Annotated in this window: 15 protein-coding genes; 11 read left to right on the top strand and 4 right to left on the bottom strand. The window is 70.4% G+C overall.

Annotation, left to right across the window (positions count from 1 at the left end):
- Nucleotide 1: 1 nt before the first annotated feature.
- Nucleotides 2–655 carry a hemerythrin domain-containing protein gene (locus tag Q0863_RS12600; RefSeq protein ID WP_298578407.1) on the bottom strand — a complete coding sequence of 218 codons (654 nt, stop codon included), beginning with the start codon at nt 653–655 and terminating at the stop codon, nt 2–4.
- A 166-nt stretch (nt 656–821) separates the two neighbouring features.
- Here Q0863_RS12600 and Q0863_RS12595 point away from each other — a divergent pair, with 166 nt between their 5' ends.
- From Q0863_RS12595 to Q0863_RS12565, 7 genes are all read left to right on the top strand, one after another.
- A complete protein-coding gene (locus Q0863_RS12595) occupies nt 822–1,079 on the top strand; it encodes a helix-turn-helix domain-containing protein (RefSeq protein ID WP_298578405.1) in 258 nt (85 codons plus the stop codon).
- 3 nt (nt 1,080–1,082) lie between these two features.
- Complete coding sequence (locus Q0863_RS12590; RefSeq protein ID WP_298578399.1) at nt 1,083–2,786, top strand: SulP family inorganic anion transporter; 1,704 nt, start codon at nt 1,083–1,085, stop codon at nt 2,784–2,786.
- 167 nt (nt 2,787–2,953) lie between these two features.
- Nucleotides 2,954–3,808 (top strand): N-formylglutamate amidohydrolase, encoded by an 855-nt coding sequence (locus tag Q0863_RS12585; protein ID WP_298578393.1) that lies wholly within the window; start codon nt 2,954–2,956, stop codon nt 3,806–3,808.
- On the top strand, nt 3,809–5,026 hold the full coding sequence (locus tag Q0863_RS12580; RefSeq protein WP_298578392.1) for a tyrosine/phenylalanine carboxypeptidase domain-containing protein: 1,218 nt from the start codon (nt 3,809–3,811) through the stop codon (nt 5,024–5,026).
- The gene (locus Q0863_RS12575; RefSeq protein ID WP_298578389.1) at nt 5,023–6,084 is read left to right on the top strand and encodes a hypothetical protein; all 1,062 of its coding nucleotides are present in this window, start codon (nt 5,023–5,025) and stop codon (nt 6,082–6,084) included. The genes Q0863_RS12580 and Q0863_RS12575 overlap by 4 nt, the downstream gene beginning before the upstream one ends.
- 3 nt (nt 6,085–6,087) lie before the next feature.
- Complete coding sequence (locus Q0863_RS12570; RefSeq protein WP_298578387.1) at nt 6,088–6,564, top strand: YaiI/YqxD family protein; 477 nt, start codon at nt 6,088–6,090, stop codon at nt 6,562–6,564.
- A gap of 264 nt (nt 6,565–6,828) precedes the next feature.
- Complete coding sequence (locus tag Q0863_RS12565; RefSeq protein WP_298578384.1) at nt 6,829–7,797, top strand: alpha/beta hydrolase; 969 nt, start codon at nt 6,829–6,831, stop codon at nt 7,795–7,797.
- A 318-nt stretch (nt 7,798–8,115) separates the two neighbouring features.
- Here Q0863_RS12565 and Q0863_RS12560 read toward each other — a convergent pair whose 3' ends face one another.
- Nucleotides 8,116–8,973, bottom strand: coding sequence for a PA4780 family RIO1-like protein kinase (locus tag Q0863_RS12560; RefSeq protein ID WP_298578382.1), 858 nt, complete (start codon nt 8,971–8,973; stop codon nt 8,116–8,118).
- 119 nt (nt 8,974–9,092) lie between these two features.
- Between Q0863_RS12560 and Q0863_RS12555 the strand changes: the two genes are divergently transcribed.
- A complete protein-coding gene (locus Q0863_RS12555; RefSeq protein ID WP_298578380.1) occupies nt 9,093–9,815 on the top strand; it encodes an RNA pseudouridine synthase in 723 nt (240 codons plus the stop codon).
- Nucleotides 9,816–9,906: 91 nt separating this feature from the next.
- Here the strand turns inward: Q0863_RS12555 and Q0863_RS12550 are convergent, their stop codons facing one another.
- Nucleotides 9,907–12,585, bottom strand: a complete 2,679-nt coding sequence (locus tag Q0863_RS12550) for a glycoside hydrolase family 3 C-terminal domain-containing protein (protein WP_298578378.1) — start codon at nt 12,583–12,585, stop codon at nt 9,907–9,909.
- Nucleotides 12,586–12,732: 147 nt separating this feature from the next.
- Here Q0863_RS12550 and Q0863_RS12545 point away from each other — a divergent pair, with 147 nt between their 5' ends.
- The 3 genes from Q0863_RS12545 (at nt 12,733) to Q0863_RS12535 (ending at nt 14,620) form a co-directional block, all read left to right on the top strand.
- Nucleotides 12,733–13,494: a hypothetical protein gene (locus tag Q0863_RS12545; RefSeq protein ID WP_298578377.1), complete on the top strand. Its 762-nt coding sequence runs from the start codon at nt 12,733–12,735 to the stop codon at nt 13,492–13,494.
- Between the two features lie 89 nt (nt 13,495–13,583).
- Nucleotides 13,584–14,129, top strand: coding sequence for a YaeQ family protein (locus tag Q0863_RS12540; RefSeq protein ID WP_298578375.1), 546 nt, complete (start codon nt 13,584–13,586; stop codon nt 14,127–14,129).
- A gap of 26 nt (nt 14,130–14,155) precedes the next feature.
- A complete protein-coding gene (locus Q0863_RS12535) occupies nt 14,156–14,620 on the top strand; it encodes a hypothetical protein (protein ID WP_298578373.1) in 465 nt (154 codons plus the stop codon).
- Nucleotides 14,621–14,635: 15 nt separating this feature from the next.
- Here Q0863_RS12535 and Q0863_RS12530 read toward each other — a convergent pair whose 3' ends face one another.
- Nucleotides 14,636–15,346 carry a class I SAM-dependent methyltransferase gene (locus tag Q0863_RS12530; protein WP_298578371.1) on the bottom strand — a complete coding sequence of 237 codons (711 nt, stop codon included), beginning with the start codon at nt 15,344–15,346 and terminating at the stop codon, nt 14,636–14,638.
- Nucleotides 15,347–15,434: the final 88 nt, after the last annotated feature.

Below are 15,434 nucleotides of genomic sequence, written 5' to 3'. Positions count from 1 at the left end.
ACTAGGCCCGCCGCGTCACCTTCCTGACCGCGGCCTTCGCGCCCGTCTGCGCCTCCGCGGCGAGAACCGCCGCTGCCGCCGCCGGCGAGGCCTTCCATTCCTCGTACGCGACGTCGAGCTCGGAGCGCTCCTTCGCATTGAAGAGCTTGCGCGCCATGCGGAACATGGTGGTTTCCTCTTCCTTGGCGTGGTGGTCGATCATCTCGCCGAACACCTTCACCCGGCCGGCGAACTGCGGCGTCGTCAGTTCCGCCGCATGCACGTCCGGCAGTACCGTCTTCTCCACCGCGCGATGGTCCTCGAGGGCCTCGGCGTGGGTCTTGAGCCCGTCGCGGTCCGCGCGTTCGGCGAACATCGGATAGAACACCTGCTCTTCCCACTTCGCGTGCGGCAGCAGGTTCGCCTCGATCCGCTCGAGCAGGTTGGCGCGCTTCTTCGAGGCGCGGTCGGTGGTCGCTTCCATTTCCTCGAACAGCGCACGCAGCTCGTCGTGTTCGGCCTGCAGGGTCTTGAGGATGTCGCGCGTCGCCATACCAGTTCCTTCATCGCAGCGGAGAACGGAACGTTGCTGGACCACGCGTGGCCGCAGCGTGAGGCGCGGCCGCGATGAGCGCGACAGCTGCGTGCCGTTGCGACGGTCGGCCGCCGCGCCCATTCACCGTACCTCCCGCGGATCAGGGGTGCGACCGGCGCAGGGAGAGGCCGACCGCCGGCGACCCCGCCCACCCCATGATGATGTTCAATCCATCACATATGAGGCTCCAAGCTTGCCTACTCATGACTGAGGCCTGCATAATGGGCGCAGCCCACCGAAACACCAGATGATCACCGCCCCCCAATTGCGCGCCGCGCGCGCCCTGCTCGGCATCGACCAGCGTCGCCTGGCCGAACTGGCCGGCGTGTCGCTGCCGACCATCCAGCGGATGGAGGCCAGCGAGGGCACGGTGCGCGGTGTGGTCGGAACCCTGACCAAGGTGGTGGAGGCGCTGGAAGCCTGTGGCGTCGAGCTGATCGGCAACGGCCAGGCCAGCGCCGGCCTGGGCCGCGGCGTGCGGCTCAAGGCGATGCCGGAGGCCTGAACGATGGCACGCTTCGATCGCCGCCAGTACCTGCGGATGTTCGAGCCCAAGCTGCTCACCGTGCTGCGCGAGGGCTATGGCCTGCAGGCGCTCAAGGCCGACGCCCTGGCCGGGCTCACCGTGGCCGTGGTGGCGCTGCCGCTGGCGATGGCGCTGGCGATCGCCTCGGGCACAACGCCCGAGAAGGGCCTGCACACCGCGATCATCGCCGGCTTCCTCATCTCGTTCTTAGGCGGTTCGCGGGTCCAGATCGGCGGACCGACCGCCGCATTCATCCCGGTCGTGTTCGTGGTCATCCAGACCTTCGGCTACGGCGGGCTGATCCTGTGCACGCTGATGGCCGGCCTGATGCTCATCGCCGCCGGCCTGCTGCGGCTCGGCACGCTGATGAAGTACATGCCGCAACCGGTGATCACCGGCTTCACCGCCGGTATCGCGGTGAGCATCTTCTCCAGCCAGGTCAAGGATGCGCTCGGCCTGCAGATGGGCGACGTACCGGCCGAGTTCTTCGAACGCTGGACCGCCTACGGCGCGCACCTGGCCAGCACGCAGCCGGCCGCGGTGGCGCTGACCGTGCTGGGGCTGGCGGTGATCGTGGGCCTGCGCAAGGGCCGGCCGAAATGGCCCGGTTTCCTGATCGCGCTGTGCGTGTGCACCTTCGCCGCGGTGGGGCTGGGCCTGCCGGCCGAGACCATCGGCAGCCGCTTCGGCGACCTGCCCTCCTCGCTGCCGGCGTTCGAGTTTCCGCACATTCCCTTCGAACGCACCTTCGACCTGCTGCCCAGCGCGTTCACCATCGCCTTCCTGGCAGGCGTCGAGTCGCTGCTGTCGGCGGTGGTGGCCGACGGCATGACCGGCGGCCGCCATCGCTCCAACGGCGAACTGGTCGCGCAGGGCGTGGCCAACGTCGGCTCGGCGCTGTTCGGCGGCCTGCCCGCCACGGGCGCGATCGCGCGCACCGCCACCAATATCCGCTCGGGCGGGCGCACGCCGGTCGCCGGCATGCTGCACGCGGGCTTCCTGCTGCTTTTCATGCTGCTGCTCTCGCCGCTGATGCGCTACGTGCCGCTGGCCGCGCTGGCGGCGGTGCTGCTGGTGGTGGCCTGGAACATGAGCGAGGCGGAAAACTTCCGCAACACCATGTCCGCGCCGTGGGGCGACCGGCTGGTGCTGCTGCTGACCTTCCTGCTGACGGTGCTGTTCGACCTGACCCTCGCCATCCAGGCGGGCATCGTGCTGGCCGCCTTCGTCTTCATGTTCCGCATGGCCGAAGCGGTGGAGGTGAGCTCGGGCGTGCGCTTGATCGACGACGACCTGGGGTCCGGCCCGCCGCGGGAGTCCGACCTCGACCAGCGCGCCCAGCTGCCGCCAGGCGTGGAGGCCTACCAGATCGGCGGGCCGCTGTTCTTCGGCGCCGCCAACCGCCTGGACAACCTGCTCGACCAGTTCTTCGAACCGCCCAAGGTGCTGATCCTGCGCATGCGGCTGGTACCGGTGATCGACGCCAGTGGCGTGCATGCGCTGAAGAAGCTCGCCGAACGCTGCCGTCGTCGCGACATCGTGCTGATCGTGTCCGGCCTGCAGGAGCAGCCCAACCGGGTGATCGCGAAGATGGGACTGGAGGACGGCGCCCTGCACCTGGCGTCCAACTTCGAGCGCGCGGTGAGGATGGCCCGCGCGAGCATCGCGCAGCACGTCGAGGGCTGAGCCGCCGCGACGGTTGCGCGGCGCCACTGCACGCGCCGATTCGCACGCTGCGCCCGCCGTAGCCGACGGCGTCCGCTCGCGCGCTGCGACGGCGCGACGCCCGCATTTTCATGGACCGTTCAAGCCCGTCACGGGCCGATCATTGGGCGCCTGCGAGCATCGCCGCCATGATGGCACCCGAAGGAAACGCCCCGGCGCGGGGCTGGTTCGAAACGCGCCCACAACTCGTTCCGACGGCGCGGCGCGGCGACTGGGACATCACCCTGGCAGAGGGGCCGGTCGTCGCCACCGCGATCCACGACGGCCACACGATCCGGCCGTCGCTGCAGCCCCTGCTCGCGCTGCCGCGCGAGGAACGCCTGCGCGAAGAAGATCCGCTCACCGGTCTGCTCACCGCAGTGGGCGACGTGCGCATCCGCGTGCCGGTGTCGCGGTTCGAAGTCGACCTCAACCGCCCGCGCGAACTGGCCGTGTACGCGCAGCCGGAACACTGCTGGGGGCTGGAGGTGTGGAAATCGCCCCTGCCCGAGGCGGAGATCGCGCGTTCGCTCGAGCGCTGGGATCGCTTTTACGCGATGTTCGCCGAACTGGTCGAGCACCTGCTCGAGCGCTGGGACGCGGTGCTGCTGGTCGACCTGCACAGCTACAACCATCGCCGCGACGGCGCATCGGCCGCGTGCGCGCCGCAGGCGGACAATCCCGACATCGAGCTTGGCCTGACCACCGCCGATCCCGAGCGCTGGGGCGCGGTGGCCGAGCGCTTCACCCAGGCGCTGCGCAGCGTTCCCATCGCCGGCCGCACCCCGGACGTGCGTGCCAACGTGCGCTTCCCGACCGGCGGCCATTTCCCGGAATGGGTCTACGCCCGCTGGGGTTCGCGCGTCTGCACGATCTCGCCCGAGTACAAGAAGATCTTCATGGACGAGTGGACCGGCCGCGCCGACATCACGGAACTGCAGGCGCTGGGCCGCGGCCTGGAAGCGGCGGTGGCGGCGGTACGGCCCGAATTCCGCAGGCGCTGAGTGGAGACGCCGCAGCCGCCCCTGCGCCCCCTGCCCCCGGTGGCCGCCGATGTCGATGCGGCGCTGCTGTCGATCGACGCCGAGCTCGACTGGCTGCTCGCGCTCAATCCGCTGGGCACCGACGCGCTGTGGGACGAATTCGACGCCAGCGGCCGCACGCGCGTGTCCGACCTGCGCTACGCCGAGCCGCTGCTCGACGTGGACGGCATGCGCCAGCGGCTGCTCGCGCTGCCGGTCGACGGCATCGAGTCGCCGCTGCTGGCCCAGGTGCTGGGCGAGAAGCAGGTCGACCTGGCGCGCACGATCGAACTGGTCCGGCTGCGTGGCACCGAAGGCTTCATCGCCGCGAGCATCGAGCTGTTCGGCGGCGTCGAGCCGGACCTGCTGGCGCTGGCGCGGCGCATCCTGTCCGACGTGGCGCCCGGCGAACCGCTGGAGGCCGATACCGGCGTCGACGCGGTGGTGACCGCGGTCGAGGACGAGGTGGCGTGGTACTGCGAAAGGGCGCCGGATTTCAGCCTGGACGTGACCGTGAACGCCGACGTCGGTTCGCTGATGATGGTCTCGCACGGCCGGCTCTACCTCGATGCGGACCTGCGCCTGCCCCAGGCCCGGCTGCAGCCGCTGGTGCAGCACGAGATCGGCACCCACGTGGTGACCCACTACAACGGCGCCCGCCAGCCGCTGCGGCAGCTGGCGGTCGGGCTGGCCCAGTACGATCCACTGCAGGAGGGCCTGGGCGTGCTGGCCGAGTACCTGACCGGCTACCTGCCAGGCGAGCGGCTGCGCATCCTCGCCGCACGCGTGGTGGCGGCCGACATGGCGACCCGGCGACAGGGCATTCCCGCCATCTTCGCCTGCCTGCACGAAGAGCATGGCTTTGCGACCGACGACGCCTTCGACGTGGCCGTGCGTGCACTGCGTGGCGGCGGGCTGACCAAGGACGCGGTCTACCTGCGCGGGCTGCGCGACCTGCTGGCCGACCTTGGCGACGGTGGAGACTTCCCGTCCCTGTTCACCGGCAAGTTCGCGCTGGCGCATCGCGAGGTGCTGGCCGAACTGGTCGACCAGGGCTGGGCCGCGCCGCCGCGCCTGCTGCCCCGCTACGCCAGCGCCGACGGATTCGCGCAGGCGCTCGAGCGCTGCCGCGGCCTCGGCCCGGATTGCCTCCACCACCAGCATCCCGAACCACTCCCCCTCCAGGAACAACCCGCATGAACGACCGTCCCCTGCGCCTCGGCTTCGTGGTCAACGACGTGGCGACCGAACAGGACAACTACACCACCATCCGCCTGGCGCGCAGGGCGCTCGCGCTCGGCCATTCGGTGGCGCTGATCGGCCTGGAGGGCTTTATCTACGACCAGGACGGCGTGGTCCGCGCCAAGGCGCACGTGCCGGGTGGGGAGAGCTACGCCGACGATGCCGCGCTGCTGGCCGACCTGCAGGCCGAGGACGCGACGGTCGAGCGCATCAACGTCGAGGAACTCGATGTGCTGATGCTGCGCAGCGACCCGGCCGAGGAGCTGGTCGACCGCCCCTGGGCGCCCAACAGCGCGCTGCTGTTCGCGCAGCTGGTGGTGCGCCGCGGGGTGATCGTGCTCAACGACCCGACCCACCTCACCGATGCCTCCAACAAGACCTATTTCCAGCACTTTCCCGAGGATGTGCGTCCGGTGACCTGCATCAGCCGCGACGCCGACGAGATCAAGGCGTTCATCGCCGCGCAGGGCGGGCGCGGCGTGATCAAGCCGCTGCAGGGGTCTGGCGGCCAGGGCGTGTTCGTGGTGAACGACGACGGCGGCGCCAACGTCAACCAGATGATCGACGCTGTGATCCGCGACGGCTATGCGATCGCTCAGCAATACCTGCCCAAGGCCGCCGACGGCGACCTGCGGCTGCTGACGCTCAACGGCCGCCCGCTGCAGGTGGACGGGCGCTATGCCTGCTTCCGCCGCTACAACGACAGCGGCGACGCGCGCAGCAACATCAGCGCGGGCGGCAAGATCGAACTGGTCGAACCCGACGAGGACGCGCTGCGCCTGGCCGAACTGGTCGCGCCCAAGCTGATCCACGACGGCATGTACCTGGCCGGCCTGGACATCGTCGGCGACAAGCTTATGGAGGTGAACGTCGACACCCCAGGCGGGATCAACATGGCCGAGGAACTGACCGGCGTCGACTTCAGCGGCCATATCATCGCCGACCTCGTGCGCAAGGTGCGCCTGCGCAACCAGTACCGTGGCAACCTGTCGAACGTCGAACTCGCCATGCTGTGATCCATGAATGACGCCACGCCCCGGACCGCGCAGGTCTGGGTGGATGCCGACGCCTGTCCCGCGGCGATCCGCGAGATCCTGTTCCGCGCCGCCGAGCGCGCGCAGGTGCCGGTGACGCTGGTGGCCAACCAGTGGCTGCGCACCCCGCCCTCGCGGCAGGTGCGCGCGGTGCAGGTGCAGGGCGGCTTCGACGCCGCCGACGACTTCATCGCCGAACGCGCAGGTGCGGGCGACCTGGTGGTCACCCAGGACATCCCGCTCGCCGCACGCGTGCTCGAGCGCGGCGCGGAGGCGGTCGATCCGCGCGGCGTGCGCTACACCCGGGACACCATCGACGAGCGCCTGTCGATGCGCAGCTTCATGGAAGAACTGCGCGGCGCCGGCGTGCAGACCGGCGGCCCGGCCGTGTTCCACGCACGCGACCGGCAGGCCTTCGCCAACCAGCTCGACCGCTGGATCGCGGGTCGCCGGCATGGCTGAGGGGACGGCCGATCGGCCGTTTGCGCCCCGGTTGAGGGGTGTCGTGCACCACTGCGGTGGCCATGCCGTTCGAATCGCAACGCGCATGCCGCGCACGGCGCGAAGTGTCGAGGCATCGACCGGTTTCGCCAGACACCGTCATCCGCATTCCAATCGATGATCGCGCGCGACCAATAGCTGATCGCAGCGTGTGTGGCGGCGTGCCTGTCCTATCCTCGACGCCGGGCGTTGCAGCTTCGCGCGCCACATCTAGGGAGGACATCCATGACAACGAAGTTCAGCCAGTTGCACGGCTCCGGCCGCGGCACGCGGCGCGGCGCCGCGCTGACCGCGGCATTCGCATTGCTCTGGGCGCTGGCGCCTGCCGTGTCTGCGCAGGACGACACGATGACGGCGATCGATACGCCCGCCCAGCCCGACGCGATCGCGCTCGACACCGGCACCCTGCCCGACGCCAGGCAGCAGGAGGCCTGGCATCGCCAGTACGGCAGCGTGTTCGCGCGCAACGTCACCGATGCCACGCTCACGCCGTTCCTGCCTGATCCGGCGAAGGCGACGGGCGCGGCGGTGATCGTGGCGCCGGGCGGCGGCTTCCGCTCGCTGTCGATGGAGAACGAGGGCTGGGACGTGGCGCGCGCGCTTGCCGACCGCGGCGTGGCGGCGTTCGTGCTCAAGTACCGGCTCAACCAGACGCCATCCGACCTCGACGGCTTCGCCAAGTCGATCCGCGACATGCTGGCCGGCCCGCGCCCGCCGCGCGACCCGGGTTCGCGCGATTCGGCCACCATGCTCGCGCCGCAACTGGCCGACGCCCGCGCGGCGTTCGCCCTGGTGCGCAGCCGCGCCGGGGAGTGGAACGTGGATCCGGACCGCATCGGCATGATCGGCTTCTCGGCCGGCGCCATGCTGACCCTGACCACGGCCCTGCACGGCCAGGACGCGAAGCCGGCCTTCATCGGCAACGTCTACGGGCCGATCTCGGCGATGGAGGTCCCGGCCGATGCGCCGCCGATGTTCGTCGCCCTGGCGGCCGACGACGGCCTGTTCTCGAACGCCGGCTTCGGCCTGATCGAGAGCTGGCAGAAGGCCGGGCGCCCGGTGGAGTTCCACTACTACGAGCGCGGCGGCCACGGCTTCGGCATGTACCCCAAGGACACCACCAGCACCGGCTGGTTCGAGGCCTGGGTGAGCTGGCTGAAGATGCACGGTTACCTGGAGCGCAAGAGCGCCTGATGTTTTGACAGGGGAGCGGGCCGCTTGGACCGCCCGGCTGCCAGGTTCGATCGGGATTGTCGGTACGTCTGTTCCGATCCGTCGTCGCGTGGCTTCGAGAACCCTGTCACCGAAGCATCGCAGCTTGAGTGTCAGGTAGCCGCGCACTGGCGACCGGGGGTCGCGACAAGCAAAACATGGATGTTTTGCGCGCGAGTCGGGGCAGGATGCCCCGACCGAGCGAAAAGCGAGCCCCGGTCGACAGGGCGCGGCGTGCCGCCGAGCCGGCGCAGGTCTGTCAAGCCTCGACTCGACGGGTCGCAGGTTCGCAGCGGCGCTTCAATCCGACTCTGCCGCCGCCTCCCTCCCCTGCTGGCGGATCAGCGCTTCCTCGCGCGCATCGTTGATGGCGTGGCGCACGCCGTCGATGTCGGGCGCGGACTCGTCGTGTTCGAACACGCCGGTCAGCTCGCTGTCGGGCCGCAGGTCGCCGGCTTCGAACAGCGCCCACATCTCCTCGCCGTACCAGGTCTCCAGCAGTTCGGGTGCCCAACCGCCCAGGCAGGCGGTGATGTTGTTGACATCGCGCAGCAGCATGGTGCGCGCGGCGTTGTTGCCGGCGGCGCTGACCACCTGCGGAAAGTCGATGACCACCGGCCCGTCGGCGGCGACCAGCACGTTGTAGGGCGACAGGTCGCCGTGTACCAGGCCGGTGCACAGCATCTTCACCACCTGCCGCACCAGGAAACGGTGGAAGCCGCGGGCCTCGTCGGGCGAGAGTTCCACTTCGCCCAGCCGCGGCGCCGAATGGCCGTTCGCATCGACCACCAGCTCCATCACCAGCACGCCATGGAAGTAGCCGTAAGGTTCCGGTACGCGCACGCCGGCGTCGCGCAACTGGTACAGCGCATCGACCTCGGTGTTCTTCCAGGCCGCTTCCTGCTGCTTGCGGCCATACTTGCTGGCCTTGCCGATCGCGCGCGCCTCGCGGCTGCCGCGCACCTTGCGACCTTCCTGGTACTGCACGCGCTGCTGGAAGCTGCGCTGGGCCATGTCCTTGTACACCTTGGCGCAGCGGATCTCCTCGCCCGCGCGCACCACGTACACGGCCGCCTCCTTGCCGCTCTTGAGCGGACGCATCACGGCATCGATCACGCCGTCGTCGATCAGCGCCTGCAGGCCTGCGGGAGTTTTCATGGCACCTCGGAGTGGAAAAGCCGGTTCGATGCGCGCTGGAAGACCCGCATCGGCGTCATCCGGCACGCAGGAGTGCGCGAACGATACACTGCGCCCCCCTGTTTCCGTGGTGCAGAGGCATGTCCGATCCGGTTCGACTGGCCAGGCGCGTGGCCGAGCTGGCGCGGTGTTCACGCGCCGAGGCCGAGCAGTACGTCCAGGGCGGCTGGGTGAAGGTGGATGGCCGCGTGGTCGAAGAGCCGCAGCTGATGGTCACCGGCGAGGCGATCGAGATCGACCACGCCGCGCGGCTGCAGGCCAACGAGCCGGCGACGATCCTGCTGCACAAGCCCGCCGGGCTCGACGCCTGCGAGGGTGCCAGCCCGGCGACCGCGCTGGTCTCCCCGGCCACACGCTGGGACGGCGACGCCAGCGGCGTGCGGCTGCTCCAGCAGCATTTCCAGCGCCTCGTGCCGCTGTTTCCGCTGGAACGCGAGGCCAGCGGACTGATGGTGATGAGCCAGGACGGCCGGGTGCGCAGGCGCCTGACCGAGGACGCCGACGGCATCGAGCAGGAATTCGTGGTCGAGGTGGCCGGCACGCCCGGCGTCTGGACCCTCGGGCAGCTCAGCCGCGGGCTGCGCTTCCAGGACCGTCCGCTGCCCCCCTGCAAGGTGAGCTGGCAGAACGAAACCCGCCTGCGCTTCGCGATCAAGGCCGTGCGCGACGGCCAGCTGCGCGACATGTGCGCGCAGGTGGGCCTGGCGGTGGTGTCGATCCGCCGGATCCGCATCGGCCGGATCCCGCTGGCGAAGATGCCGGCCGGAAGCTGGCGCTACCTGCCGGTGGGCGAACGCTTCTGAGCATCCGCGCGACCGCGGTTTCGCCGCTGGTCCGATCCGGGAGTGAGGCTGTTCCGCCGCTACGCGCCTCCCGCGGCGCCAGTGGCGCGGATCAGCGCGCCACGGCGCGTCCGCGCTCGATGGTGAACCCGGCGCCCTGCCCGGCCCCATCGGTGCCGGGCTGGCCGGATCCGACCCAGATCCGGTAGCGTCCCGGCATGACCTGGCGGTCGCCCTCCACGTCGACCGCGCTCAGGGCGCGAGGATCGAGATCGAACTCCAGGGCGCGGCGTTCGCCCGGCGCCAGCGTCACGCGCTGGAAGCCGCGCAGCGCGATGCGCGGCACGCCGTCCAGGTCCGGGAAGTCCAGGTACAGCTGCGCCACCTCGTCGCCGGCGCGCTCGCCGGTGTTGCGCACTTCGGTGCGCACGCGCAGGCCTTCGGACGCGCCGCCGGCGGCGGGCAGCAGCTGCAGCGGCGCATAGGAGAACCGGGTGTAGCTCAACCCGTGTCCGAACGGATAGACCGGATCGCCGTCGAAATAGCGGTAGGTGCGGCCACGCATGTCGTAGTCGCCGAACGGCGGCAGGTCGTCCACCGAGCGGTAGAAGGTCAGCGGCAGGCGGCCGGCCGGATTGACGTGGCCGGCAAGCACGTTGGCGACGGCCAGGCCGCCCGACTGGCCCGGATACCAAGCCTCGACGATGGCGTCGGCATGCTGCTTCGCCCAGGCCAGGTTGACCTGGCTGCCGTTCATCAGCACCACCACCAGCGGCTTGCCGGTGGCGCGTGCGGCTTCCAGCAGCGCCTGCTGGTCGGCCAGCAGGTCGAGCGAGGTCTTGTCGCCGCCCTTGAAGCCGGGCACCTCGATCGGAGCTTCCTCGGCCTCCAGGTCGGAGGTGAGCCCGACCACCGCCACCAGCACGTCGCTGTCGGCGGCAGCCGCGCGCATGTCGGCTTCCGGCGTGTCGGACACGCGCTTCCAGACCATGCCGATGCCGGTGAGGATCCGCGCCTCGGTGGTCACCGTGACCGGATAGCGCCGGCCGCCTTCCAGGCGCACGGTCTTCATCGTCGGCAGGCTGTTCCAGGAGGCGCCGCGCAGGTCGACGAAGGGCTTGCCGTCGAACGTCATCTCGCCGTTGAAGCCGCCGATGCCGAGCCGGTAGGTGCCGCTCTCGGGCGCCACCAGGTAGCCGGTCCACTGCACGCGATGCACGTCGCGCACCTGGGCCAGGTCGAGGCTGCGCGAGTTCACGTCCGGCTCGACACGGCTGACCACGGGCTCGGACTCGAAGCCGGTGCGCTGCACCCAGGCATCGAGCTCGCCTGGCGCGAAGCGCGCCGGCGGCGCCGCGGCCGCGTTGTAGTAGCGCGCAAGCAGGCCCGGCGCGCCCTCGGGCGTGCGCAGGGCGCTGGTCGGCACCGGATCGCCATCGGTGAAGGTTTCGCCGAACGGCACGTGCCGCACCTGCGCGCCGGGCATGGCGCGGCGCAGGCCTTCGAGCACCGAGACCGGCGGCGCCGACTGCGGAGAGGAATAGTTGCCGCGCAGCACGCGCGTGGCATCGCCCAGCGGGCCGATCACCGCGATGCGGGCATCGCTCCGCAGCGGCAGCGCGCCATCGTTCTTGAGCAGGACCAGGCTCTTCTCCGCGGCCTCGAGCGCCACCGCGGCGTGCGCGGGGGCGCCCACATCGGCCGGCGAGGCGCTGTCGGTGGACAGCGGGCGCAGCCCGGGCAGATCACCGGTGCGATAGCGCGCGGCGAACAGGCGCACCAGGGCGCGATCGATGTCGGCCATCGACAGCAGCCCGCGCGCCAGCGCCTCGCGGTAAGGCTCGGCCAGGCCGTCGGTGTCGGTGAGGGTGGCGCCGCTGCATTCGTTGTCCACGCCCGCGCGCATGGCCGCGGCAACCGCGCTGGCCGCGTCGGGCGCGAAATGGTGGTGCTTGCGGATGTCGGTGACCGCGTCGCAGTCGGACACCACATAGCCCTTGAACGACCAGGCATCGCGCAGGATGTCCTTGAGCAGCAGTTCGCTGGCGCAGGCCGGCTGCCCGTCGATGCGGTTGTAGGCGCACATCACCGACCCGGCCCCGCCTTCGACGATCGCGGCGCGGAAGGCCGGCAGGTAGGTGTCCTCCAGATCGCGGCGCGACACGAACACGTTGGCCTCGTGGCGCGTCGATTCCGGGCCGCTGTGCACCGCGTAGTGCTTGGGCGTGGCGACCACGTCGATCCATTCCGGATGCGTGCCCTGCATGCCGCGCACGTAGGCCACCCCCATGCGCGCGGCCAGGAACGGGTCCTCGCCATAGGTTTCCTGGCCGCGGCCCCAGCGCGGGTCGCGGAAGATGTTGATGTTGGGCGACCAGGTGTTGAGCCCGGTGCCGATGCGGCCGGTGCGGCCGGTCTGGCGCGCCAGCGCGTGCAGGCCGCGCACCTCGGTGCTGATCACGCCGGCCACGCGCTGCACCAGCGCAGCATCGAAGGTAGCGGCCAGGCCGATCGGCTCGGGGAAGTTGGTCGTGGGCAGCGCGCCCATCGCCCCGTGCAGCGATTCGGTCCACCAGTTGTAGGCGGGCACGTCCAGGCGCGGGATCGCCGGTGCGGTGTTGAGCAGCTGCGCCAGCTTCTCGTCGGTGGTCATGCGCGCGACCAGCGCCGTGGCCATGTCCTCGGCGCGCTGCCCGTCGCGCGCGGTGCCCGGCTGCGCGGCCAGCGGCGCCATCGCGAGCAGGGCCAACAGCGCCACGGCGCAGCGTATCCGCTGCAAGGGATGGTCCATTGCGTCCTCCTGGTGGATGGCCCGGCGCATCGAACCGCGCAGGCACGTCGGGATGCGCCAGGACTGCCGCGTGGCGCGCCCGGGATGATTGCACGGCCACGACGCCCGACCGATCGCAAAACGCAGCTCTGGCTTGCCGATTCGGTGATGGCTCCCATCGTCGCGTGCCCCCGCCACCTGCACGCGCCCGTCAGCACCGCGATGCTAGAAGCAGGCATGGTCAAGGCATCGGCTGCCGCTAAGGGTCCATCCGCCGCAGCGGCGCGCTGCCGGCGCAGGTTCCTGCGCCAGTTCCCCGGCGGCTTCCGCGACCCGCTGTACCTGGAGTGGGAGCGCGGCTACAAGCGGGAATCGCACCAGCGCTGGCAGGAGGCGCTGCCGCCCGCCGTCTTCCGCCGGTTGCTGCGCGAGGGCCGGGCAGAGGAAGCGGCCGCGCGGGCGATGCGGGTGGAACAGCGCTCGCGGCACAGCATGCTGTTCTCGTTCGAGAAGATGGCCCTGCGCGATGCGCTGCGCAGCGGCGACGGCGCGCTCGTGTTCGCCCACGGCCTGTACGACTGGTTGCACGGACGCGGCAGCATGGCGACCCGCTTCGAGCGCTGGGTGGCGACCATCGACGCACTGCCGCGCAGGCAGACGCGCGTGCTGACCTGGCCCGTCGTCACCGTGTTCGGGTTCATCGCGCAGCCGGACCGCCACATGTTCATGAAACCCAACACCATGCGCGCGGCCGCCCACGCCTACGGCCATCCCCTGCCCTACCAGTCGCGGCCCAGCTGGGACACCTACGCGGCGCTGCTGGAGTTCGCCGAAACCGTGCGGCGCGACCTGCGGGACCTGCGACCCCGGGACATGATCGACCTGCAGTCGTTCCTGTGGGTACAGGGTTCCGGCGAATACCGGTCCTGACCGCCTGCCCGGCAGGACACAGGCCACTCCCTGCCACGCATGCGCAGGCCAGCCCGTACAATCGCGTTTCCCCGCATGTCGGCAGGCGCATGGCCCCCAACGCAACGATCTACAAGGTGGAGCTGCAGGTCAGCGACATGGACCGGCATTACTACGCCAGCCACAACCTCACCCTCGCCCAGCATCCTTCGGAAACCCCTGTGCGCCTGATGGTGCGGCTGATCGCGTTCGCGCTGTACGCGCACGACCGGCTCGAGTTCGGCCGCGGGCTGAGCAACGACGAGGATCCGGACCTGTGGCAGCGCGACTACACCGGCGACGTCGACCTGTGGATCGACCTCGGCCAGCCCGACGAGAGCCGCATCCGCAAGGCTTGCGCCCGCGCCCGCCAGGTCGTGTTGGTCACCTACAGCGGCGGCAGCGCGGACATCTGGTGGAACAAGGCGGGGGCCGCGCTGTCGCGGTTGAAGAACCTCACCGTGATCGACCTGTCGCCCGATGATGTCGAGGCGGTGGCCGGCCTGCTCGAACGAGGCATGCGCCTGACCGCGATGATCCAGGACGGCGAGCTGCAGCTGATGAGCGAAACGCGGAACGTCGCGCTCAGGCCACGGACGCGGCTTGCGGCTGCCTGATCCACCGCCCCGGCAAGGAGCCCGCGATGCCCTACCTCAAGCCCGTCCCGGAATCGGCGATGCGCTTCTATCGACCGTTGGGCATGGGCCTGCTGGCGCTGCTGATCGCACTGCCCCTGGCGATCCCGATGGACGTGCTGTTCGGACCGTTCACCCGCGACCAGATGCAGTACGTGATACCGGCCATCGCCGCGGTCCTGTTCTGGCCGCTGATGCGCTACAGCCGCTACCGGCGCGAACGCGATGCGCTGCGCGAACGCAGCGGTGAAGCGGGACCGCCCAAGGGCGCGAGCCTGCTGGTCGCCGGACTGATCGCCCTTGCGCTGGCGGCCCTGGTGCTGGTGGCGCTGTTGCATGGCCAGGTTGACGTGGATCGGCAGGCCGTCCAGGGGATGGGCATTTTCGCCGTCGCCGGAGTGGGCGCGATCGTGCTGGGATTCAGGCGCATCCGGGCGCGGCGCGCGTGGCATGCGGAGCGTCGCGGCCGCTGAGGCGCCGCGACCGCCTCAGCCGCGAGGCGCGGCCGGCCTGGCCGACAGCCACGCGTGGATCAATCCGGCCTGGAAGAAGCGGACGGGGAAATCGAAACCAGCCGCCGCGATGATCGCTTCCACCTCGGCCGGCGGTACCACGGCGACGTCCGAGGAGTACGCCGCCCGGATGCGCTCCAGGGCCTCCGGCGCGACCGCTGCGTCCTGCATCATTCGCATCCATGCCGGCAACAGCACCTCGTAGGCAGCCGACCCGACGTCCGCGGCGAGGTCCGAGCTGGCCAGCAGGCCGCCGGCAACCAGGCGTTCCGATATCCCGCGGAAGAATCCGATGCGCTGCGCCCGGTCGGTGATGAATTGGGAGACCAGGAAGCACGTCGCCGCATCGAACGGTGCCTGGGCCGGCAGCGAATCGAGGAAGCCTTCGTGGAAGCGGCAGCGATGCGCGAACCCCTCTTCCACGGCCCGTGCGCGGCAGGCTGCCAGCATCGAGCCCGATGGCTCCACCGCGGTGAACGTCCAGCCGGGAAAGCGTCCTGCCAGGTGTGCCATCTCCTGCCCGGTGCCCACCCCCACGCAGAGTACGCGCGCTTCCGTGGGCAGCGAGGAGAGCAACGGGTCGAGCAGCAGGTACAGGCAGTCGCGGATCGCCGCGGTCCTGGCCCATTGGCGGTCGTAGCCCGCAGCCTGCTGGTCGAACAGCGAGACGATCTGGTCGGGATCCATCATCCGATGGTAGCGCGGTTGCCGCCCGATCCGGTCGGCAACGACGCCCGCCAGCGGGCTGCGCCAGCCCCGCCGCCAGCGGTGGCAC

Origin of the sequence: uncultured Luteimonas sp. (assembly GCF_947492465.1) — a bacterium.
GTDB lineage: Bacteria > Pseudomonadota > Gammaproteobacteria > Xanthomonadales > Xanthomonadaceae > Luteimonas.
This window is presented reverse-complemented; position numbering and strand designations above follow the sequence as displayed.

What these genes read in the sequence shown, in the direction of transcription:
- Q0863_RS12600 (WP_298578407.1), bottom strand. Translation starts at nt 655, where the DNA reads ATGGGCGCGGCGGCCGACCGTCGCAACGGCACGCAGCTGTCGCGCTCA.
- Q0863_RS12595 (WP_298578405.1), top strand. Translation starts at nt 822, where the DNA reads ATGATCACCGCCCCCCAATTGCGCGCCGCGCGCGCCCTGCTCGGCATC.
- Q0863_RS12590 (WP_298578399.1), top strand. Translation starts at nt 1,083, where the DNA reads ATGGCACGCTTCGATCGCCGCCAGTACCTGCGGATGTTCGAGCCCAAG.
- Q0863_RS12585 (WP_298578393.1), top strand. Translation starts at nt 2,954, where the DNA reads ATGATGGCACCCGAAGGAAACGCCCCGGCGCGGGGCTGGTTCGAAACG.
- Q0863_RS12575 (WP_298578389.1), top strand. Translation starts at nt 5,023, where the DNA reads ATGAACGACCGTCCCCTGCGCCTCGGCTTCGTGGTCAACGACGTGGCG.
- Q0863_RS12570 (WP_298578387.1), top strand. Translation starts at nt 6,088, where the DNA reads ATGAATGACGCCACGCCCCGGACCGCGCAGGTCTGGGTGGATGCCGAC.
- Q0863_RS12565 (WP_298578384.1), top strand. Translation starts at nt 6,829, where the DNA reads ATGACAACGAAGTTCAGCCAGTTGCACGGCTCCGGCCGCGGCACGCGG.
- Q0863_RS12560 (WP_298578382.1), bottom strand. Translation starts at nt 8,973, where the DNA reads ATGAAAACTCCCGCAGGCCTGCAGGCGCTGATCGACGACGGCGTGATC.
- Q0863_RS12555 (WP_298578380.1), top strand. Translation starts at nt 9,093, where the DNA reads ATGTCCGATCCGGTTCGACTGGCCAGGCGCGTGGCCGAGCTGGCGCGG.
- Q0863_RS12550 (WP_298578378.1), bottom strand. Translation starts at nt 12,585, where the DNA reads ATGGACCATCCCTTGCAGCGGATACGCTGCGCCGTGGCGCTGTTGGCC.
- Q0863_RS12545 (WP_298578377.1), top strand. Translation starts at nt 12,733, where the DNA reads ATGGCTCCCATCGTCGCGTGCCCCCGCCACCTGCACGCGCCCGTCAGC.
- Q0863_RS12540 (WP_298578375.1), top strand. Translation starts at nt 13,584, where the DNA reads ATGGCCCCCAACGCAACGATCTACAAGGTGGAGCTGCAGGTCAGCGAC.
- Q0863_RS12535 (WP_298578373.1), top strand. Translation starts at nt 14,156, where the DNA reads ATGCCCTACCTCAAGCCCGTCCCGGAATCGGCGATGCGCTTCTATCGA.
- Q0863_RS12530 (WP_298578371.1), bottom strand. Translation starts at nt 15,346, where the DNA reads ATGGATCCCGACCAGATCGTCTCGCTGTTCGACCAGCAGGCTGCGGGC.